At 44.5% G+C, this 20,305-nt stretch carries 17 protein-coding genes; 13 read left to right on the top strand and 4 right to left on the bottom strand.

Annotation, left to right across the window (positions count from 1 at the left end):
• The first annotated feature begins 12 nt into the window (after window positions 1-12).
• The 7 genes from R7E38_RS00085 (at window position 13) to R7E38_RS00055 (ending at window position 6,940) form a co-directional block, all read left to right on the top strand.
• Entirely contained in the window at window positions 13-213 is a 201-nt protein-coding gene (locus tag R7E38_RS00085) for a restriction endonuclease subunit S (RefSeq protein WP_005375165.1), read from the top strand.
• Between the two features lie 246 nt (window positions 214-459).
• Complete coding sequence (locus tag R7E38_RS00080; RefSeq protein ID WP_226082814.1) at window positions 460-1,128, top strand: LuxR C-terminal-related transcriptional regulator; 669 nt, start codon at window positions 460-462, stop codon at window positions 1,126-1,128.
• Window positions 1,129-1,356: 228 nt separating this feature from the next.
• Entirely contained in the window at window positions 1,357-2,013 is a 657-nt protein-coding gene (locus R7E38_RS00075) for a LuxR C-terminal-related transcriptional regulator (protein WP_213905452.1), read from the top strand.
• A gap of 206 nt (window positions 2,014-2,219) precedes the next feature.
• Entirely contained in the window at window positions 2,220-2,810 is a 591-nt protein-coding gene (locus tag R7E38_RS00070) for a calcium-binding protein (RefSeq protein ID WP_005375168.1), read from the top strand.
• Between the two features lie 152 nt (window positions 2,811-2,962).
• Window positions 2,963-4,681 (top strand): type I secretion system permease/ATPase, encoded by a 1,719-nt coding sequence (locus tag R7E38_RS00065; RefSeq protein WP_226082816.1) that lies wholly within the window; start codon window positions 2,963-2,965, stop codon window positions 4,679-4,681.
• A complete protein-coding gene (locus R7E38_RS00060) occupies window positions 4,656-5,996 on the top strand; it encodes an HlyD family type I secretion periplasmic adaptor subunit (RefSeq protein ID WP_005383906.1) in 1,341 nt (446 codons plus the stop codon). Before R7E38_RS00065 ends, R7E38_RS00060 begins: the two co-directional genes overlap by 26 nt.
• 95 nt (window positions 5,997-6,091) lie before the next feature.
• Window positions 6,092-6,940, top strand: a complete 849-nt coding sequence (locus R7E38_RS00055; protein WP_005375171.1) for a mechanosensitive ion channel family protein — start codon at window positions 6,092-6,094, stop codon at window positions 6,938-6,940.
• Window positions 6,941-7,035: 95 nt separating this feature from the next.
• On the opposite strand, the gene fhuB is transcribed toward R7E38_RS00055, so the two are convergent.
• From fhuB to R7E38_RS00035, 4 genes are read right to left on the bottom strand one after another with little or no spacing between them, the layout of a single operon-like run.
• A complete protein-coding gene (gene fhuB, locus R7E38_RS00050) occupies window positions 7,036-9,003 on the bottom strand; it encodes a Fe(3+)-hydroxamate ABC transporter permease FhuB (RefSeq protein ID WP_206959023.1) in 1,968 nt (655 codons plus the stop codon).
• Window positions 9,000-9,929: an iron-siderophore ABC transporter substrate-binding protein gene (locus tag R7E38_RS00045; protein WP_154203993.1), complete on the bottom strand. Its 930-nt coding sequence runs from the start codon at window positions 9,927-9,929 to the stop codon at window positions 9,000-9,002. Before R7E38_RS00045 ends, fhuB begins: the two co-directional genes overlap by 4 nt.
• Window positions 9,920-10,705 carry an ABC transporter ATP-binding protein gene (locus tag R7E38_RS00040; protein WP_005375174.1) on the bottom strand — a complete coding sequence of 262 codons (786 nt, stop codon included), beginning with the start codon at window positions 10,703-10,705 and terminating at the stop codon, window positions 9,920-9,922. Before R7E38_RS00040 ends, R7E38_RS00045 begins: the two co-directional genes overlap by 10 nt.
• A gap of 51 nt (window positions 10,706-10,756) precedes the next feature.
• Window positions 10,757-12,859 carry a TonB-dependent siderophore receptor gene (locus R7E38_RS00035; RefSeq protein WP_258513846.1) on the bottom strand — a complete coding sequence of 701 codons (2,103 nt, stop codon included), beginning with the start codon at window positions 12,857-12,859 and terminating at the stop codon, window positions 10,757-10,759.
• 145 nt (window positions 12,860-13,004) lie between these two features.
• Here R7E38_RS00035 and R7E38_RS00030 point away from each other — a divergent pair, with 145 nt between their 5' ends.
• From R7E38_RS00030 to R7E38_RS00005, 6 genes are all read left to right on the top strand, one after another.
• Entirely contained in the window at window positions 13,005-14,858 is a 1,854-nt protein-coding gene (locus tag R7E38_RS00030) for an ABC transporter ATP-binding protein (RefSeq protein WP_226082820.1), read from the top strand.
• Window positions 14,859-15,095: 237 nt separating this feature from the next.
• Window positions 15,096-16,130 (top strand): DUF4118 domain-containing protein, encoded by a 1,035-nt coding sequence (locus R7E38_RS00025; protein WP_226082822.1) that lies wholly within the window; start codon window positions 15,096-15,098, stop codon window positions 16,128-16,130.
• Window positions 16,127-16,825, top strand: coding sequence for a response regulator transcription factor (locus R7E38_RS00020; protein ID WP_033906745.1), 699 nt, complete (start codon window positions 16,127-16,129; stop codon window positions 16,823-16,825). The genes R7E38_RS00025 and R7E38_RS00020 overlap by 4 nt, the downstream gene beginning before the upstream one ends.
• 151 nt (window positions 16,826-16,976) lie before the next feature.
• Window positions 16,977-17,630 carry a potassium channel family protein gene (locus R7E38_RS00015; protein WP_005375180.1) on the top strand — a complete coding sequence of 218 codons (654 nt, stop codon included), beginning with the start codon at window positions 16,977-16,979 and terminating at the stop codon, window positions 17,628-17,630.
• Window position 17,631: 1 nt separating this feature from the next.
• Window positions 17,632-18,996 (top strand): TrkH family potassium uptake protein, encoded by a 1,365-nt coding sequence (locus R7E38_RS00010; RefSeq protein WP_226082823.1) that lies wholly within the window; start codon window positions 17,632-17,634, stop codon window positions 18,994-18,996.
• Window positions 18,997-19,243: 247 nt separating this feature from the next.
• Complete coding sequence (locus tag R7E38_RS00005) at window positions 19,244-20,170, top strand: LysR substrate-binding domain-containing protein (RefSeq protein WP_054578636.1); 927 nt, start codon at window positions 19,244-19,246, stop codon at window positions 20,168-20,170.
• The last annotated feature ends 135 nt before the right edge of the window (window positions 20,171-20,305 follow it).

Here is a 20,305-nt window from a genome sequence, read left to right as displayed (position 1 = left end):
TAGGTAAGTACTATGAATGACTTCGAAAAAGAACTAGAGCAAATTTCTCAAGAAACCGCTCAGGAGCCAGAAGTAAAACTGCCGTCGCTAGAAGAGCAAAAAGCGATCGTCGCTGAGCTGAAAAAGCTGGAAGCGGAAGGTAAGCTGACGCCAGAAGTGTTAGAACAACACTTTGGTAAGTTTAACCAAAAAAACGCAGTTCCAATCCACTAAGTTAGGTGGTGTTTTGCCTCTAACGTGCGTGATTAAATCACCTGCTCAAACACAAAAAGGGAGTTTATACTCCCTTTTTTAATGTCTGAAAAATGCTAATACCTCTCACATACTTGCCACTTAAAAATTATTGACACTTCAATGAGTTATTAATTAGTACTAGTGATTTTCATACTTGACAATACTACCGCTCTATCTAAATCTATTGCGTATTTCAATAAAAACGACCAAGGGAATGCGATCAGGATGGAGCAGCAAAAAAAAAGAAACGTTATTTTAATCACGGAGGGAAGTCTACAGTCATCTCTGTTGAAAGATGTATTGGAGACCAAACTCGGTATTAGTGTTGCTCTAATCACGCCAGATACTCTGATTCACGGAGTGTTACATGAGTCTCTTGCATCAGCCATTATTGTTGATTGCAGCGTGATCACGGATGAAGTTTTTCGCCGTTATGCGGAGTTTAAAGCGGCCAAGCAGAAAGACACGCTTGAAATCTTAATTAATTGTGAGCAATCCATATCGACAGAAGATCTCTTTGCTTGGCGTACTTTGGCCGGTATTTTCTATACCTCTGATGATATAAAAACGTTGCAAGTTGGTATTGGTAAGGTGCTTCAAGGAGATATGTGGTTCAGCCGTAAGTTTTCTCAGCAGTACATTACTTACCTTCGTCGACATTGCAAACCTATAAATAAGAATGTTTCCGCTATTCTGACCAAACGAGAGCAACAAATAATTACCTTTCTTTCCATGGGGGCGTCCAATCAACAAATCGCCGAACAATTATTTGTCAGCGAGAATACGGTAAAAACGCATTTACATAATATTTTCAAGAAGATTGATGTGAAAAATAGAGTTCAAGCACTTATTTGGGCAAAGGAAAATATTTCAGACAACTCGTTAACGGTGTAATGCTATTGCAATATTAGGTTGCCTAATTTAGTAAACTCTTAATAATTTCTGTGACCTGAATGTGTTAAAAGTGTTTCTTTTATGAGAAACACTTTTTTTGGTTCTCTTTTTAATAACTTTAGAATTTAAAAAAGTAGCAAATAACTTTACTCTGTGAACTAGCACTTACATATCAAACTAAGTGCTGACGATTAACTACTAATTTAAGAATGTTAAGTCACTGAAAGTATGAGAAACATTATGGGACAGTATATGGAAAAGCCTGAAATCCTAATGCTCACTCAACAAAGTTTACAGAGTGAAAACTTTAAGGAAATGCTTTCTAAAAATACAGAAACTAAAATAACGATCATTGATACTAAAAACCCTAGTTATCATGAACTCATTCCGGAACGCTACTTTTTGCTTGTTGATTTTTCAGTTGAGATTCCTTCCGAAACTTTAGTTTATTTAAAAGATAGTAATAAAGTGCTAGGAACCATAATGCTTAATCTAGGTTATGACTTAGACACAGAAGAACTCGCTTCTTGGCCTCATGTAAAAGGTATATTTGGTCCAGGAGATTCAATGGACAAGGTTTGTCAGGGATTAAAAGCAATAATAAAAGGGGATAATTGGCTGTCTCGAAGATTACTTGATCAGCTAGTAAATTATTATCGAGGCAGAGAAGTAAATAGCATTATCGAACCTGCTATTGAGGTTGAGCTTACTCGGCGTGAAGTTCAGGTTTTAAAAATGTTGAAAGAAGGTGGTTCAAACATGGAAATCGCTGATTCTTTATTTATCAGCGAGCATACTATTAAATCACATCTATACAATATTTTTAGAAAGTTAGAAGTAAAGAACCGTACGCAAGCTACAAGTTGGGCTAAGAGAAACCTGTAGTACTAGTATTAACTTGCTGTAATAAAAAGAAAATACTCTATAAAGTACTAAATTTTATATTTATTATTAAAATGTCAGTCTGAAATATCATCCCATATTCAAACTTATTCCTATTCAGTTGACTATTAGACTTCTCATGTCGTGACGAATCTAGTCAGACGTGGACCAGAAGGTCTATTCAATTAATAAGCTAAGAGGGAATAAAAATGAGCGCAAGTGACAATGACACGTATTTAGGCGATGCAGGTGTAAATAACCAATTTGCTGATTTCGATGGCGGCGATGATTTGTTTATCGGTTTTGGTGGTAATGACTCGTTTGTTGGCGGTGGCGGTAATGATTATGTGATCGGCGGCGACGGCGACGATCGCCTAACTGGTGGTGCTGGAGATGACATCCTTAGGGCTGGTACAGGAAACGACTACCTCGGCGGTGGTACCGGTAATGACTTGCTGTTGGGTTTGTTGGGTGACAATAAATTAAATGGTGGTGTCGGTGAAGATATTCTTGTTGCTGGTTCTGGTGACAACGTTTTAGTTGGCGGCAGCAATGGCGATAAGTTTGTGTTCACGGATAAGTTTGGTGGCCATGGCGAAGCCAAAGTTGTTGATTTCACCATTGGTGAAGACTCTTTGCACATCATTAGCGACTCTGTCACTGACTTTGGTGATTTAAGCTTTAGCTACGATGCAGTTGGGAATGCAGTGTTTACCGATGGGGCTGATCTAACAGTGAAACTTATTGGCGTGACTGAAACTGACATCAACACCTATGGTGCAGATCTGTTCGTAATCTAAACGACTGAAAATAACTCTGGATGGGAATTAGTTTGCGTGGCTCTGCCATGCTGAGGTGAACTAATCGGACACTCTAGAGCGATTTGAGGTTACCTTAAGCTAGGCGCTAGTATTTCTGGCGCCTACAATTTTCACGTTAAACGGAAGTAGTCGTGCAAAAAACGGTTTTCAAAGAAGTGAAACAAAAACTATGCACGCTTGCGGGCTTGCTGATCGTTTTTAGCCTTTTTATCAACTTATTGGTTCTCTCGATTCCGTTGTACATGCTTCAAGTGTACAACCGAGTGATATCTTCCTACTCAACCGATACTTTATTCTTGCTCACTGTCATCGTAATTGTTGCGCTGTTAACCATGTCCATCATCGACATTGCACGAGCACAAATGAGTAAATCTTTTGGTTATTGGATGGACACAAAACTCTCCGCTTTCATGCTCAAGCGCACGATTCAATATCAATCACATACTGGGAAGAGTTATACCTCGCAAACTCTGAGAGACATTCAGAACATCAAAAGCTTTTTGAGCAGTCAAGCACCTTATCCACTGTTGGATGCGCCCTGGACACCGCTATTTATTTTATTTGTGTATTTATTGCACCCGATACTAGGTCACATCGCGTTACTTGGATCTATCGTATTGTTTAGCCTAGGTCTACTTAATGAGCTGATGACGCGTAAAACAATGCAAGAGAGCGAAGTCAGAGCGATTTCTCATATCAACAACGCTGAATTAGCCACGCAAAACTCCAATTCAATTCTCGCAATGGGGATGATGAATGCATTTTTAGAGAAGTGGCAGTCGCGCGTGAGTGAAGTGAATGTGCTTGAAGAGCGAGTTGCAGGTAAGTCCATCTACATGGCTAACTTTTCTAAGTTTGTGCGTGGATCACTACAGATATTTTTGCTGGGAGGTGGTGCATGGTTAGTAATCCAACATGAAATCACGGCAGGGGCGATGATCGCGAGCTCCATATTAATGAGTCGGGCATTATCGCCGATGGAGCAGGCGATAGGCACGTGGCGAAGCGCGATGTCTGCTAAAGGCGCCTATAAAAGGTTGAAAGAAATCGATGCGATCGTGCGCCAAGATGAATCAGATATGCCACTGCCTAAACCAAAAGGACACTATGAGCTTACCGGACTGGCCTATCGCCATCCTGGAGCAACCGAACCAGTGCTCTCATCGCTCAGCTTATCGATTCCTCCGGGTGTTGCTGTTGGGGTGATTGGCCCTTCTGGTACGGGTAAATCGACGTTTGCTCGGCTGTTATTAGGTACGGTTAAGCCATTAGCGGGTAAAGTGACTCTTGATGGAATGGAAGTCTCCGTATGGGCATCTGAAGATCGCGGCGTGCATTTTGGGTATCTCGCTCAAGAGGTGGAGTTATTTCCTGGCACAATTCGAGAGAACATCGCGCGCTTTAAAGAAGAAGACCCCGCTAAAGTCATCAAGGCGGCTCAACTAGCAGGATGTCATGAATTAATACTCAAGAAAAACAAAGGCTATGATTGCATTATTGGTGAAAATGGCCGTGGTTTATCTGGGGGGGAAAGGCAGAGAATCGCTCTTGCAAGAGCCGTTTATGGCGACCCATCTATTGTGATTTTCGATGAAGCGAATGCCAACCTCGATGGTGAGGGAGAGGCTGCGTATCAACGTTTGATTGCCCATTTAAAAGCACAGAGTACAACGATTATCGTCATTGCCCACAATCCGAGTACGTTACGACAAATGGATAGGCTGTTGTATTTGGCTGACGGCCGAGTCAAGTTATACGGCGCTAAAGATGAAGTATTAAAACGTTTGATGGGCGAAGACAGAACAGATATCCCAAGGGTAAGAAATGAGCAATCAACTGCCAACCGTTAATCAGAGTTCTACCGAGATCGTATATCGTTTTAGCCCCAAAGCGAGACTAAGCTTTCGAAAACCAATTTTACTCGGTGTGGTGACCTTAAGTGTTTTTCTTGGAGGTCTTGGCTACTGGGCTGCAACAGCCAAATTAGAAAGTGCAGCGATTGCTTATGGTGATTTGTCAGTTCTCACTAAGCGACAAGAAATTCAGCATTTAGAAGGCGGTATTATTGAAAAGCTATATGTACAGGAGGGGGATTTAGTCGAAAAAGGTCAGTTATTAATTCAACTTTCTAAGCGTCAAGCTATGGCTAAGTTGGACTCGTTAAGTGGTCGTTTTATCCATACTCTAGCAAAGGAAAACCGTTTAAGTGCGGAGCTTGACGAGCTTCCAACGATTGTATGGTCTGATGATCTTGAAAGCATTCCCCGTGTCGATATCGTACAAGAAGCACAACTGGTTCAAAACAAGATCTTTGAAGCGAGAAAGCGATTCTTTGATAGTAAACTGAGTATCATTGAGCAGAGTATTTCTGGAGCAAATTTAGAGCTTGAAAACCTTCAGCAAACCAAAGTGATTGAGACGGAACGACTCAACTTTATTGCTGAAGAAATAGACAGCAACCAAGCCTTGGTGCAAAAAGGTTTCTCGGGAAAATCTACTTTACTTCAACTCAAGCGCTTAGCAGCGGAGGTGAGAAGTACCTTAAGCCAGTTAGACAGGCAATCGCTCACCGTTAGAAAAAGGTTAGATGAGAACCTAGCGCAAATTGAAGAGTTGAAGCTTGAAAGGCTGAATGAGATTGTCGAGGAACTACGAAATACCAAAACGGAAATTGTCGCAATTCGGGAAGAATATCGCTCCGCTCAAGATATTGTCGCAAGAACAACGATCAACGCACCTATTTCTGGTCGCGTAGTCAACATGCAAGTGTTTACCGAAAAAGGTGTGATTGGGTCGGGTGAAACGTTACTAGAACTGGTCCCGCAAGACGATAAGTTGTTAGTCGAGGCTCGTGTTAATCCTCAGGATATTGATTTAGTGAATCCAGGCCAGCAAGCGCATGTTCGTCTGACCGCTCTGAATGCACGGACGTTGGCACCTTTAGACGGTACAGTGCTGACGATTTCTGCCGATAAGCTCTCGCAAGAAAACCAAGAAGATTTTTATCTCGCTAGAATTGCAATTTCACCGGAAGATGTGACAAAACATCGTTTAACCTCAGGTATGAATGCCGAAGTGCTTATTTTATCTGAGCCACGAACGCCATTGAGCTACCTAATAAAGCCAATTACAGAAAGCATGAATCGCGCCTTCAGAGAGGAGTAATTTCAAAAAGACTTGAGTGAGCACGGACAACAGACAAAATAATTTGTTATCGTTAGCTGTTACTGGGCCGTATTTTTATTCGAGGGAGCCGTGGAATGGAGAAAGTGCAGTTAGTTGTCGATTTTCTTCTCACTCATAAATTGATTTTTACCGCATTGATCTTTGCGATTATGTGGTTAATTCGTCGTGCAATTTTATCGATGATTCGTGGTGATCACGCTTTTCTCTCAGAAGATCAGCGTAGTTGGATGTCCAGAACTAAAAATGGCACCTTTGCTGTTACATTACTGATTTTATTTATTTTATGGCAATCAGAAATTAACGAGTTTGCTCTGAGTGTAACGGCGATTGCCGTTGCCATTGTAGTGGCATCCAAAGAAATCATTTTGTGTTTTACGGGTTCGATTCAAAGAGCAAGTTCGCGTTCTTTTCGCGTTGGAGACTGGATTGAGGTCGGGAAGTTGTGTGGTGAAGTGATTGAGCACAATATGATGGCGACGGTGATTCAAGAGATCGACCTGCATCACGGGCAATATCATTACACCGGCAAAACAGCGACATTGCCTAATAGTATGTTCTTTACCTATCCAGTAAAGAACCTCAACTTCATGAAGCGGTACGTTTACCACAACTTTTCTGTAGTGGTGAAAGACTTCGTCAATTTGTATCCACTGTTACCGATTTTAACTGATAAAATTGAAGAACATTGCAGTTACTTTGCTGATGTTGCACATCGTTACAATGCGATGATTGAAAAACATGCCGGTGTTGACCTTCCTGGTTCTGAGCCACATATGCATATTTCTAGCAACATTAATGGTGAACAAATTCTGCACGTGATGATTTTCTGCCCAACCGATAAAGCGAACCACTTAGAGCACTTAATTCGTAAGGACTTTATGGAACTTTATGAGCAACGTTTTCCTGTAGTGCGAGAAGAATAGAGCATCGTACTTCGCCTTTAATTTCAAACCCCGCTATCAAAATAGCGGGGTTTGTTTTTCTTAGCGTATTTTTAGGCTGTAACAATATTCCCAACTTAGCTGAATTTACTCTTCAGCATTAAAAATAGGAAGTAAGTGCTGCCTATAATAGCGACCAACGTGCCAGCTGCGACCTGACTTGGATAAATAGCGATTTGTCCTAGCCAATCTGCCCACAACATTAGGGTTGCGCCAATTAAGGCACCGACACACAGTTGCTCTTTCACTTTTCTTGCTCCTAACATCATCGCCATATGGGGAGCGACCAAGCCAACAAAAGATATTGGACCAACTGTAGCGGTAGAAAAGGCGCATAACAAAGCAACGATGGTGAGCATAAGCGTATTGGCTACGGTAGGGTTAAGCCCTCGTGCATTTGAGAATTGTCGCCCGATGGAAATTAGTGTTAGCCAACGAGAAATCGAGAATACAGCGGCAACCAGAACTATTATGGCCAAACATAGCATCAGTGCGGTGTCGGCTGTGACTCGATAAATAGAACCAGTTAGCCACAATAAAATTTTGTAACTGTCACCTGAGCCTTGAGCTAGCGAAAATTGAACGAGGGCTTCTAATAGTGCCGTTAGTGCGATGCCGGACAACACGAAGTTAGATGGATTAAAATGGCTTCGTTTACCGATAATCAGCAATAACATCAATACGGACATACTTCCGAAAAAAGCGATACCCCAGCTAAATGCGGAGAGAAGCGACCCAGCGATGACTCCTGTCGTAATAATGGCAAACGTGGCTCCGGAAGACACACCGAGAATATCGGGACTTGCCAGAGGGTTATAAACAATGCGTTGCAAAATGATTCCGGCAACGGATAGCGCAATACCGACAGAAAGTGCGGTTAACATTCGCGGCCAACGCAATTGCCATTGGAACTCACCTGGCACAGACCATTGAATTCCGTTTATACCATGGGTAACGAATGAGTAAGCTAGAATCCCAACCAGACTGAATAGCGCAATGCTGCATACCGCGCGTTTAGAAAGCGCCGTTTTTCCTTGGCTCATTGAAAGGTTAAGTTGATCGGTTGCCGTCAGCTTTTTACGAGTAAACCAAATTAAAGCGGGAGCGCCAATAGCTGCAGCCGCTACGCCGCTAGGAATGGTTTCCTCTAACCATAAGCTCAGCGAGATAGCGGCAGAGTCTGTGATGATTAGTAGCATTGCGCCCAAAAGCATGCTGCTGATCAATTCGTCGCGCGGTGTTCTTGCCCCCATCGCTCTGGCAATATTGGGTGTCAGTAATCCGATGAAGCTGATAATACCAACTGCGGTGATGGAGGCGGATACCAGCCAAATACCCATCACCATTAACGCACCAAACGCGGGTAATACCGCTAAGCCTCGGGCTGCTGCGCCTTCTTGTCCTAGTTTCATTAAGGTCAGAATACGTGGTGCGACGATCAAAATTACGATTGCGATAGCGCAGCGAGGCAATAACCACTCAAACCAATCCCAGCTGTATTGAGAGAGGTCTCCTGCTCCCCACATAAAAATATTCTGTGCGAACTGGGCGTTTAAAATAATAATGGCTGTGGCGATAGAACCGAGCAAGATATTGATCACCATCCCCGAAACGACCAACGGCAAACCTGTCATATTACGCACACCGGCAATTGATACGATCAGGCCAAACGCCACTAAAGCCCCAAACATTGCGGCTAATGCAGAGTAATCGGCGACCCAATCGACGAACCAAATGTTTACCACGACTAATGCAAGCCAAGCACCAGAAGAGGTGCCAAGAGTCAACGGCGAGGTGAGGTTATTCTGCGTTAATTGCTGCATTAAGCTGCCGGTGAGACCAAGCATGGCACCAACAAGCAGGGTCATACTTAACCTAGGAAGCTGCGCTTGCGTAAAGAATACATCACGAAACTCGGTTGCTACCTCTGGTTTTGTTAATAATTGCCATTGTTCGAAAAGTGATAAATTAGTATCAATTTGTAGGCTAAAGACGCTAAGTAACGTAATCAGCGCCAGATAACCAATATAATGTTTCGTTCTCATTGTTCTGGTGCCAACTCTATTAGACTGTCGGTAATCGCTTCAGCGGTGTATTGCAAAGACATGGCACCGCCATACGCCCACACTGCTCTGACTGAATTTACCCGCTGCTTTTTCACAAACGGCATCGCTTGCCAAAGTGGCGACTCTTTCAGTTTTCGTTCTTCTGGGAAAGGTTGTACGTAGAGAACGTAGCTGTTTTGAAGGCTCTGAAGCCGATTGATTCGATCTTGCTTTACTCCCCACGCACGTGGGTCCTCTTTAATTGGAGCCTGTAATCCCAGTTTTCTAACCACGTAGTCAGTGGTGGAGTTTTCGGTTGCAAGTAATACAGTATTCGGGGTTGAAAATCGCATCACAAGAACGCTGAGTGGAGCAGAGTAATAGTGGCGAATTCGCTGGCGCATCTGCGCAAATGAAGCATCTAATTCTGCCAGTTTCTGTTCAGCAAGTGCCTCTTTATTGAATAGCTTGCTGAGTGTACGAAAGTGACGAATGGCCGTTTCAGCTGCGGCCTCATTTTCAGAAAAATTAGGTAAATAGATTACCGGAGCAATTTGTTTGAGTAACGGAATCAAGTCTTGCTGTGGAGACGCAGCAAGGATGACATCTGGTTTCAAACTGGCTATTTTTTCTAAGTTGGGCTCTGCTCGGGTTCCAATATCTTCAATTGACTCTGGTGCAGTTGGATTGACGACCCATTGGCGGTAGCCTGGTAAATTTGGGGCTGCGATTGGTTCTACGTTTAGCGCCAAAACTTGTTCTAAGATGTCCCAGTTTAAGGCTACAACGCGTTGTGGCGCGTGCTCAAAACTATGCTCACCATATTCATCGGTAACGGTGATGACTGCATGTGCATTGGTCATAAAAAATGCGAGGAGAAAAGCAGATTGTGTAACCACAGTAAGTAAACGAGCTATTATGCGCATACAACAGCCACCTTTTGGCTCGCTAATGTGTTAGCCGGGCTTGGGTGTTCAATCAGCTTAATTGGTGACTCATATAGTTTAGAAAGGCGTGCCTCGTCTAACAACATGTCGGCGTTGCCTTCAAAGGCAATCTTACCTTTTTTGAGCGCAACAATGTGGGTGGCGTAGCGCAGTGCTAAGTTCAGATCGTGCAGGATCACGATAATGCCTACATTCTCGGTTCGATTCAGTTCTGCCAGCAGCGCCATTAGTTGAAACTGATGGTGAACATCGAGCGCCGAGGTTGGCTCATCGAGAATTAAAATTGGCGATTGTTGAGCCAGTAGCATAGACACCCAAGCACGTTGGCGCTCACCGCCCGATAAGTCATCCGCCAAAGCTTGAGCAAAAGGTGTGACCCCTGTTCGTTCCATAGCCTGCGTGATGATCTGTTTGTCTTCGGTTTTCCAACGACCGAGTGCCCCACGCCACGGAAAGCGACCTAAGCGCACTAGCTCTTCGACCGTTAAACCAGCTGAAGAGGGCAGCTTTTGTGGCAAATAGGCGATCTGTTTTGCCAACTCTTTGGTTTTAAGTGATGAAAGGGAAGTATCGTTTAGTGTTACCGTACCTTTATCTGGCGACATTTGACCAGAAAGCAGGTTCACCAGTGTCGACTTACCTGAACCGTTATGGCCTAAAACGACCGTTAGCTCATTTGTTGGGATGTTAAGTTGTTCGATGCCGAGGATCTGACGTCCACCTCGCACGATCTCAATATTAGACAGTTGAAACATGGATGGCTCTTAGGAGAAAACTCCCCTCAATAGAGGGGAGTAGAAGTACAATTACCAGCGGTAGTTTGCGTTTAGCATAACAGAGCGAGACTGGCCGTAGTAACACCAGTAATCGCAACCTGAAACAAACTCTTTATCTAGGATGTTGTTCACGTTTAGCTGTGCTTGCCACTGTGAAGTGATGTCGTAAGTGACTGACGCATCCCAAAGAGTGACTGAAGGAACCGTTAGGTTCGAGCTCTTAGGGTTATCTTTTGACTCACCTACGTAGCGCACACCAGTACCGATATTGAGGCCTGGAATCAGGCTGTAGGCGCTGTAGTCTACCCATGCAGAAGCTTGGTGCTCAGGAATAAGTGCGGCTTGTTTTTTACCTTGGCCAAAGCTCTCATCTGTTTTCGCTTTAGTGTAGGTGTAGCTTGCCATCAGTTTTAGATCGTCTGTTAGCTGCGCCGTGCTTTCTAGCTCAACACCTTGAGATGTCACTTCACCTGTTTGTGTCGCAATCCATGTTGATGGGTTAGTGACCAACGCGTTCTTTTGCGTGATGTCGAACCATGCAAGGTTGATAAAGCCATCCATAAAGCTTGGCTCATACTTTACACCCACTTCTACTTGCTCGCCTTCCAGCGGTTTGTAAAGTTCATTGGTTGCCGTATCAATAGTGCTGATCACTTCAAACGACTGAGAGTAGTTTGCGTAAGGTGACAGGCCATTGTTTGCAAGGTACATCACACCCGCACTTAGAGAGAGCTGACCATCATCACGAGATTCACTTTGATCAACGGTAGCGCCTTTGCCAGAGTTTTCTGTTTTCACCCAGTCGTAACGAGCACCTATGTTACCAATCCACTGTTCATGCAGTTTCAATTGGTATTGTGAATAGAGACTTGCTTGAGATTTCTCAATCTCACGTTTCACGTTGTTGGCAGGATCAAGAGGGGTGAAGTTGCCGTAAACTGGGTTCCACGGGTTGATAGTGCCAAATGCATAGTTGTCTTGCTCGTCGCCATCGGTTTTGTGGAATTGCAGATCCATACCGATAAGCACTGTGTGCTCTGCGTTGTCTGTCATCCAGTTGCCGACAGCATTGTTGTCGAACGTGATGCTCTGGTTTTTTCCGTCACGGAATACGATGCCTTGCGTTAACTCTTCTTTCGCTGGATCGTTGTTTGAGAACGCGTAAGAGCTGCGCAAGTACAACTCATTCGAACCGTAGTTGAGGTTTTGCGAGAGTGACCACGTGTCATTGATGTCGTGCTCTAGTAGGTAACCTAGAGAAAACTGCGTGCGTTCGTATTTATCGTAGTTTGGTTGACCAAGGTTAGTCGAAGGATCGATTTTGCCAAAGTTAGAACCAATCAGAGTACCTGCAGCTGGGAAGAATGGGTTAGTTGGTACACCGTCATCATGAAGGTAAGTTGCCAAAACGGTCAGCATTGTACGGTCAGAAATGTCGAACTCGACACTTGGCGCTAGGTAGAAACGCTCGTTGTTTGTGCCGTCCAGTTCACCATCTTGGCTTGTCATCAAGCCAACCAAACGATAGCGCACAGTGCCTGCGTCGTTTGCTTCGTCAGCAATGTCAAAACCTACGGATTGGTGTTGGTTGTTGCCAACTTCGACTTTTACTTCGCCTTGAGGCGTAAACGTTGGTTTTTTCTGCACCGCATTCACGATACCGCCTGGTGCCGATTCACCAAACAGAATAGCCGATGGACCTTTAACGACTTCTACACTTTCTAGGCCGTAAGGTTCGACCAACCATGTGTAGTAACCATCGCGGAATAGGCGGTTGCCGTTTAGGTAAGTCGCTGCATCAAATCCACGAACTTTGAACCAATCAGTGTCGTTGTCTGCGCCATAAGGCTGAGCGGTTACACCAGACGTGTAGCGTAATGCTTCATCTAGCTTTTTCGGTGCACGAACACGAAGTTCATCTTCAGAAATGATAGATACGCTGCGAGGCGTTTCTGCCGCAGGGGTTTCTACTTTAAGTGCTTGCGCGGTGACCGTTATGGTCTCCATGGCAATCACGTCATCTTGTACGACGTCTTCTTGAGCTTGTGCTGTGAATGCAACCACTGCTGTAGGTGCTAAAGCACAAACCAACGCGTTGCGGATAGCGATGGTCAGTGAGTTATTCTTTTGCATAAATCTATTCCCGATAATTATGATTAACGCTAAGCTTAATTGTAATTATTATCATTTGAGCTTTTGTTTCGGTATTTTACTGACTTTTGTATCAAAAGATAGTAAAACGTTCGCAAATTCATTCGCGGTACCTAAAGTCATTGTTATGTTCAATTGGTTTGAAAAACTGACCCAACCCTTTCCCCAGATGGAAACCGAAAAGCCACCGAAGACGCTATTTGGCTTTTGTCGTTTTTACACTCGTGGCTTTGAAGCCCCTTTACTCGTTATGGCTGTGTTCAGTGCGCTTATTGCCATTACTGAGGTGACGCTGTTGCGTTATATGGGTGAGCTCGTCGATATTCTCTCTAATCAAGATCGCGCAACATTCTGGCAAGACCAGGGTGATCGCATGCTAATGATGCTGTTCTTAGTGGCGGTTGTGATGCCAGCTCTCGGTTTTGTCCACTCAATGGTGATGCACCAAACGTTATTGGGTAACTACCCGATGTCTATCCGTTGGTTGATTCACCGTTACTTGCTAAAACAAGCGGTTGGATTTTTCCAGCGTGACTTTGCAGGCCGAGTTGCGACCAAAGTGATGCAAAGTGCGTTAGCGGTACGAGAAACGGTCATGAAGCTCGTGGATGTACTGGTTTATATCAGCGTTTATTTTCTTTCGATGCTTTGGATGATGGGCGAAGCCGATGGTTTGCTAATGCTACCTATTGTGATTTGGATAGGAATGTACGCGGTTATCCAGTTCTACTTTATCCCTAAAATGAAACGAGTAGCGACAGAGCAAGCGGATGCTCGTTCTGTAATGACTGGGCGCATTGTCGATTCTTACACCAACATATCTACCGTAAAGCTATTCGCGCACTCGCAACGAGAGTTGGAATACGCAGAAAGCAGCATGAAGCAATTTTTGGTGACGGTTTACCGCCAAATGCGCATGGTGACTTGTTTACTGTTTAGTGTGGATGCCATCAACTATTTGCTGCTGATGTCTATTAGTGCCATTTCGGTTTATCTATGGCTAGATCACGCTGTAACAATTGGTGCTATTGCGATTGCCATCAGTATTGCATTGCGCGTACAAGGTATGTCGAAGTGGATCATGTGGGAAGTTAGCGCACTGTTTGAAAACATCGGTACAGTAGTAGACGGTATTAATACGATTTCAAACGATGTTGAAGTGAAAGACGTACCAAATGCTAAGCCTTTGCAAATCTCCCAAGGTGAGATCTGCTTTGATCACGTAGGTTTTAACTACAGTGACGAGAAGGCGGTATTTGAGAACTTGAACCTGACTATCAAACCGGGCGAAAAAGTCGGCATTGTCGGTCGTTCTGGGGCAGGTAAATCCACGTTGGTCAACTTGTTGCTGCGTTTTTACGACGTAAATACCGGTAAGATTTGTATTGATGGACAGGACATTTCTCAAGTCGAACAAGAGTCGCTTCGCCAACACATCGGTATGATCACGCAAGACACCTCTTTGCTGCATCGTTCAATTAAAGAGAACATTCTTTACGGTGATCCAGATGCTTCAATGGATGCCGTTATCGCAGCTGCTGAGAAAGCACATGCTCATGATTTCATTCAATCTCTACGAGACGAGCAAGGTAACGTTGGCTATGACGTTGAAGTGGGTGAACGCGGTGTGAAGCTGTCTGGTGGTCAGCGTCAACGTGTGGCGATTGCTCGCGTTCTGCTGAAAAACGCGCCAATTTTGATCATGGATGAAGCAACGTCTGCACTTGATTCAGAAGTAGAATCGGCAATTCAAGAAAACCTTGAAGTTCTGATGGAAGGAAAAACAGTGATTGCGATTGCTCACCGTTTATCAACGATTGCCGCGATGGATCGTTTGATTGTAATGGATGACGGCAAAATCATTGAGCAAGGCTCGCATTACGAGCTGCTGCAATTGGGTGGTGTTTACGCTCAGTTGTGGAAGCATCAAACCGGCGGATTTTTGTCTGAGCAAGGTGATGCTCAACTGCAAGTCATCTAATATGACGCTACACGAAAGAGGAGCAAATGCTCCTCTTTTTTGTGTCTGTCGTTTATACCGAGTAAGTAGGCGTTAATGGGCAACGTTAACTTGTGATTATTCATTGAGTTAGGCCAACTTAATGATGATTATGTTTATAACTCACTGTCGTTATTGAATTTTTTACGCTTTTTTTACGCGAACTCCGAATGGGCTTTTGCTAAAGTTTTCTACATCGAATTTTGGTTGATGTATTTTATGTTTGTTCAATGGCGAGATAACACCTCTCTCTTTTCTACTACCGTGATTGTTGGTGCGGTTGTCGTCTCATGGCTGTTAGACCAACTGTTTGGCTCTACAGCCGCAGTCCTGCTGATTTTACAGTTAGCGGTCGTGGTAGTGGCGTTTCAATGCAACTCGCGATTCGCTTATGCAGCGGCGGTGATCGAAGCGTTGAGCTTCAACTTCTTTTTCACGACGCCTCGTTACTCTTTGCAGATGTTTCGTCCGGAAGACATTTTTAATTTAGTCGTGTTTATGGTGGTGGCATTTATCACCAGCACCTTTGCGGATCTCTATCGTCGCCAGCAGGGAGAGTTAAAACAAACCAAGCTGCAAAACAGCATCCTGCTATCGGTGTCCCATGACCTACGCACGCCGCTGGCAACCATTATTGGAACATTGACCACACTCAACGAGTACATGCCCAAGCTCAATGACTTAGAGCGCAAAGAATTGCTCGACAGTGCGACTTCAGAAAGCCACCGCTTGCATCAATATATAGAGAACCTCTTACAGGCGACTAAGCTCCAGCATGGCACATTAAAAATTACCAAAAAAGATGAACTTATTGCGAATATTGTGCGGGATGCGGTTTCTCGTTTGCCGAATTACACCGAGAAAGTGTCCATGAATATGGATGATGCCGTTGGCTATTTATCAGTAAGTCGTTCGCTCATCGAACAAGCGATCTTCAATGTGTTGGATAATGCCATGCGATTTTCACCAGAGAATGAATCTGTTGAGGTTTCACTTTCTAAGCAGGGTTTGTCGTGCGTGATTGATGTTCGTGACATGGGGATTGGCATCAAAGCTGAAGATGCGGAAAAAATATTCAACCTTTTCTATTCCGGCGCGAACAACAAATCGGCCGATTCAGGCACCGGAATGGGACTCGCGGTTGCCAAAGGCATCATCATCGCACACCAAGGAGAGATTCAATCTATGCCAGTATCAGAAGGGACGCTGATCCGCATTCTACTTCCACTCAATCAAGGAGCAGAGCAGGCGTGAGTTACAAAGTTTTAGTCGTGGACGATGAGCCTCGCATTCATACCTTTATTCGAATTTCGCTGTCTGCTGAAGGGTTTGATTACATTGGCGCGAGTACCATTGCAGAAGCCAAAGCGTGTTTCGAAGCACATTCGCCACACGTCATTCTGCTAGATTTAGGCTTGCCCGACGGCGATGGGAAGGAGTTTCTCACTACGCTTCGTCAGACCTATAAAACGCCAGTGCTAGTGCTGACAGCTCGCGATCAAGAAGAGGAAAAAATCCGCCTTTTAGAAGCGGGCGCGAATGATTACTTGAGCAAGCCTTTTGGCGTAAAAGAGCTCATCGCGCGCATCAAAGTGCTGGTTCGAGATTTGGTGGATGAGCAAACCGTCGCTGATGAGCTGGTGGCTGGCCGAGTCAAAATCATCAAAAGTACTCACCAATTTTGGTTGGATCAGAGGGAAATTCCACTCACCAAGAAAGAGTTTTCTTTCATTGAACAGTTGATTCTCAAGCCGGGAAAACTCATTGAGCAAACTCATTTGCTAGCGGTGATTTGGGGAAAAAGTCATGTCGAAGACACTCACTACTTACGCGTGTTAGTGAGTCAACTACGCAAAAAACTGAACGATAGTGCTGACGAACAGCGGCTATTAAAAACCGAGCCGGGGCTGGGTTATCGTTTAGTGCTTGAGACGTCCAAGCACCACTAAATTCCAAATTTAATCAACGTTAATGCCAAGGTTTAGTGCTGGTTATCGGCACTCGAACAGGATTCGTGTTGCCTATTTTTCGTGACGGAAAATCAGCCTAGCCCTTAACGCATTAGCATTTTCTATACATAAAACACAGTTAGGTATTGATATGGCTCACTTTACAGTAATTGGTTTAGGGCGATTTGGCGTTGCCGCTAGCTTAGAACTTATTCATCTTGGACACACCGTAACGGGGGTGGATAGCGACCCGAAAATCGTCGAAAAATACGTCGAAGAGTTAACGCAAGCGGTCATATGTGACGCAACAGACGAAGGCGCACTCAGAGAGTTAGCGCTAGCGAACAGTGATGTGGTGTTGGTGGCGATTGGCGAAGACATGCAAGCCAGTTTGTTGTGTACGCTGGCGCTGAAAAATCTGGGTGTGAAATCCATTTGGGTCAAAGCGAGCACCAAAGCGCACCACACCATCGTGTCTAAGCTTGGTGTACAACGCATTATTCATCCGGAAGAGGAGATGGGCGTAAGAGTCGCGCAGGCACTCAACTATCCGATGGTGAACAACTATTTGGAAATGGGGCATGGTTTGTATGTGGTGGAAATCCACGTTAAATCCAATCTGCACGATACACCGCTTTCTAAGTTGATCAGCCGAGGCAGTTACAACATTCAGCCTATCTTGGTGAAGCGCGAAGAAGCCGTCTACACCAATATCAATGATGAGTTTGTGCTTAATGAGTTCGACACGCTGTTGCTTTGCGGTAGTCGCGCTGAGCTGAAATACGTCGCTCCAAGGTTGGTGTAACATGGTTTTGTGGCATCCCTCTATTATCCCACTCGAGCGAAAACCCAAAGCGGGCAAAAAATTGTTGGGCGCACCGCCATTAATACTTAGCCTCAGCTTTGCGTGCTTGATCATGCTCGGCACGGTCTTACTCAAACTGCCGATTGCCACCACAGAGCCCATCACTTGGATTCAAAGCCTGTTTACTGCAACATCGGCCATTACGGTGACGGGATTAGTTGTGGTAGACACGGGCACGGCGTTTACGCCTTTTGGGCAAGTGGTTATTGCTTTCCTGATTCAATGTGGTGGCCTAGGTTTGATGACGTTTGCTATCGTGACCTTGCTGGCTCTGGGCGGCAAAATTGGCTTTTTGGAGCGAGCAGTCGCGAGAGAGGCGTTCAACCAGACTGATTCATCGACACTCATTGCCACCGCTAAATCTGTATTGATGTTCGCTCTGCTCGTTGAACTTATTGGTTTCACTATTTTGAGCGTTTATTGGAGTGAAGAGCTGGGCTGGGAAACCAGTTTGTTCCATGGTTTCTTCTACACCATCAGTGCGTTTAACAATGCAGGTTTTGCGTTGAGTGCCGATAGCTTAATGCCTTACGTGGACGACCCGGTCGTTAACTTCACCATTACCAGTTTGTTCATTATTGGTGGTTTAGGCTTCTCGGTTTGGATTGACTTAAAACGCAATCGCCGTTGGCATCGATTCACCGTTTACAGTCGAATGATGATCTTAGGCACGATGATCATTAACGTGGTGGCACTTATCGCGATTTATCTGATTGAATATGACAACCCCAACACGCTTGCCCCGTTGAGCGAAGCAGGGAAATGGTGGGCATCGTGGTTTCAAGCGGTGACGCCAAGAACGGCAGGGTTCAACACTTTAGCTATCGATCAGTTGGAAGATGCCACAACGGCGATCATTCTGGTGTTGATGTTTATCGGCGGTGGATCATTGAGTACGGCAAGTGGCATTAAAGTTGTGACATTTATGGTGTTAGTCTTGGCAACTTACAGCTATTTGCGTCGCGATGAAGCAACCTATGCCTTTCAACGCGAGATTCCCAAAGAGACCATCAGCAAGGCATTGGCGCTGACTCTGATCTCGGTGGGGGTGACTTGGTTTGCCATATTCACGCTGTTACTGACAGAGAAAGCGTCTATGTTAGATATTATGTTCGAAGCGGTCTCGGCACTGGGTACGGTTGGGTTATCGCGAGGCTTAACGGGCAGTTTGTCCGAACCAGGTGAGTTAGTGATCATCTTCATGATGTTTATGGGACGATTAGGGCCTCTTACATTAGCGTACTTCTTAGCCAGTCCAAGAAAGAAAAAAGCGCGTTACGCGAGTACTAAACTGGCAATAGGGTAGATGGGCTAACTCGTACAAAGTGAGCAAAAGGCTAGACAAAAGAGGAGTAACTGCTCCTCTTTTTGTGCTCGTTGTAGCCACGAAACTGTATACGGCAGTCTCTCTCACAACAATTTATGATTCATCTCTATTTTTTATCATTTATAAATTGTCGTTTTTGAGGTGTTGTCCAGAATGGCATTATCCACGTGCAACATAAGATTGCCGGGAATAAAAATAATTACAATACTGCCTTACTGGAAGATACATGAAAATCAAACCCCTCCCACCTTTAAATAGCCTCGTTGCGTTTGAAGCGTCGGCGCGGCACTTGAGTTTTACGTTAGCCGCTGACGAGCTAAACGTGACCCAAGGTGCTATCAGTCGCCAAATTAGACAATTAGAAGAATACTTAGGCAAGGCTATGTTCACGCGAGCCAATCGAAGCATTAATTTAACGCCTACAGGTCTTCAATATTATCAAGCTGTCAGCCAATCTTTGCTCGATATTGCTCAAATCACGGGTGAAGTGAAGAAATGGCAGGGCGAACAAAAGATCACGGTTGCGACGACAAATGCAATGGCAGCCTTGTGGTTGTTGCCTAAGGTTGCTCAATTTCAAAATGAACATGATGACATCGATATAAGGATATTGGCCTCAGATAATGTGTTGGACTTACGCCGATTAGATTGCGATCTCGCCTTGTTTTATTGTCGCACTCCACCTGCGGAAATGGATGTGACAACGCTATTTTCAGAAGAGGTATTCCCTGTGTGTAGCCCGCTTTATTTAGAGAAAATCGGCCAGCCTAGTGAGCCAGAAGAAATCTTCAATAAAACGTTACTCTATCTGGAAGAGTCTCAAAGAGATTGGGTGAATTGGGAGCAGTGGTTTGCAAGTGTGGGGTTGCCAAATATTTCGCCTCGTAATCGCATGAACATCAATAACTATCCAATGCTGTTACAAGCGGCAATTAATGGTCAGGGAATCGCGTTAGCCTGGGGGTCATTAGTGGACGACTATTTACAAAGCGGCGCTTTGGTTAGGCCAGTCGAACACGTGCTTTCAACACCTTCCAATTTTTCTATGCTTGAACCTAAAAATAGAGGTTTAATCCCAGCCAGCGTCAAACGTTTTAGAGAATGGCTTTTGCATCAGTTGCCAGATGAGGTAGGTGATCGAGGCTTAGCTTAAATCAATAAGCAGAGAAAATAACAGAGTTTGGTTGACCCGTCCTGATATGGGTTGACACTTTTTAACTAAAACGCTCGATGTACTTCATCGGGCGTTTTGTATTTTAAAGCCGTATGAGGCCTCATTTGATTATAG

It is taken from the genome of Vibrio sp. Vb2131 (assembly GCF_033338535.1).
GTDB lineage: Bacteria > Pseudomonadota > Gammaproteobacteria > Enterobacterales > Vibrionaceae > Vibrio > Vibrio alginolyticus.
Note: the sequence above shows the minus strand (reverse complement) of the source record. Positions and strands in the feature narration are given on the sequence as shown.

Excerpts from the sequence above, each read along its gene's own strand:
- R7E38_RS00085 (WP_005375165.1), top strand. The coding sequence starts at position 13 with ATGAATGACTTCGAAAAAGAACTAGAGCAAATTTCTCAAGAAACCGCT.
- R7E38_RS00080 (WP_226082814.1), top strand. The coding sequence starts at position 460 with ATGGAGCAGCAAAAAAAAAGAAACGTTATTTTAATCACGGAGGGAAGT.
- R7E38_RS00075 (WP_213905452.1), top strand. The coding sequence starts at position 1,357 with ATGAGAAACATTATGGGACAGTATATGGAAAAGCCTGAAATCCTAATG.
- R7E38_RS00070 (WP_005375168.1), top strand. The coding sequence starts at position 2,220 with ATGAGCGCAAGTGACAATGACACGTATTTAGGCGATGCAGGTGTAAAT.
- R7E38_RS00060 (WP_005383906.1), top strand. The coding sequence starts at position 4,656 with ATGAGCAATCAACTGCCAACCGTTAATCAGAGTTCTACCGAGATCGTA.
- R7E38_RS00055 (WP_005375171.1), top strand. The coding sequence starts at position 6,092 with ATGGAGAAAGTGCAGTTAGTTGTCGATTTTCTTCTCACTCATAAATTG.
- fhuB (WP_206959023.1), bottom strand. The coding sequence starts at position 9,003 with ATGAGAACGAAACATTATATTGGTTATCTGGCGCTGATTACGTTACTT.
- R7E38_RS00045 (WP_154203993.1), bottom strand. The coding sequence starts at position 9,929 with ATGCGCATAATAGCTCGTTTACTTACTGTGGTTACACAATCTGCTTTT.
- R7E38_RS00040 (WP_005375174.1), bottom strand. The coding sequence starts at position 10,705 with ATGTTTCAACTGTCTAATATTGAGATCGTGCGAGGTGGACGTCAGATC.
- R7E38_RS00035 (WP_258513846.1), bottom strand. The coding sequence starts at position 12,859 with ATGCAAAAGAATAACTCACTGACCATCGCTATCCGCAACGCGTTGGTT.
- R7E38_RS00030 (WP_226082820.1), top strand. The coding sequence starts at position 13,005 with ATGTTCAATTGGTTTGAAAAACTGACCCAACCCTTTCCCCAGATGGAA.
- R7E38_RS00025 (WP_226082822.1), top strand. The coding sequence starts at position 15,096 with ATGTTTGTTCAATGGCGAGATAACACCTCTCTCTTTTCTACTACCGTG.
- R7E38_RS00015 (WP_005375180.1), top strand. The coding sequence starts at position 16,977 with ATGGCTCACTTTACAGTAATTGGTTTAGGGCGATTTGGCGTTGCCGCT.
- R7E38_RS00010 (WP_226082823.1), top strand. The coding sequence starts at position 17,632 with ATGGTTTTGTGGCATCCCTCTATTATCCCACTCGAGCGAAAACCCAAA.
- R7E38_RS00005 (WP_054578636.1), top strand. The coding sequence starts at position 19,244 with ATGAAAATCAAACCCCTCCCACCTTTAAATAGCCTCGTTGCGTTTGAA.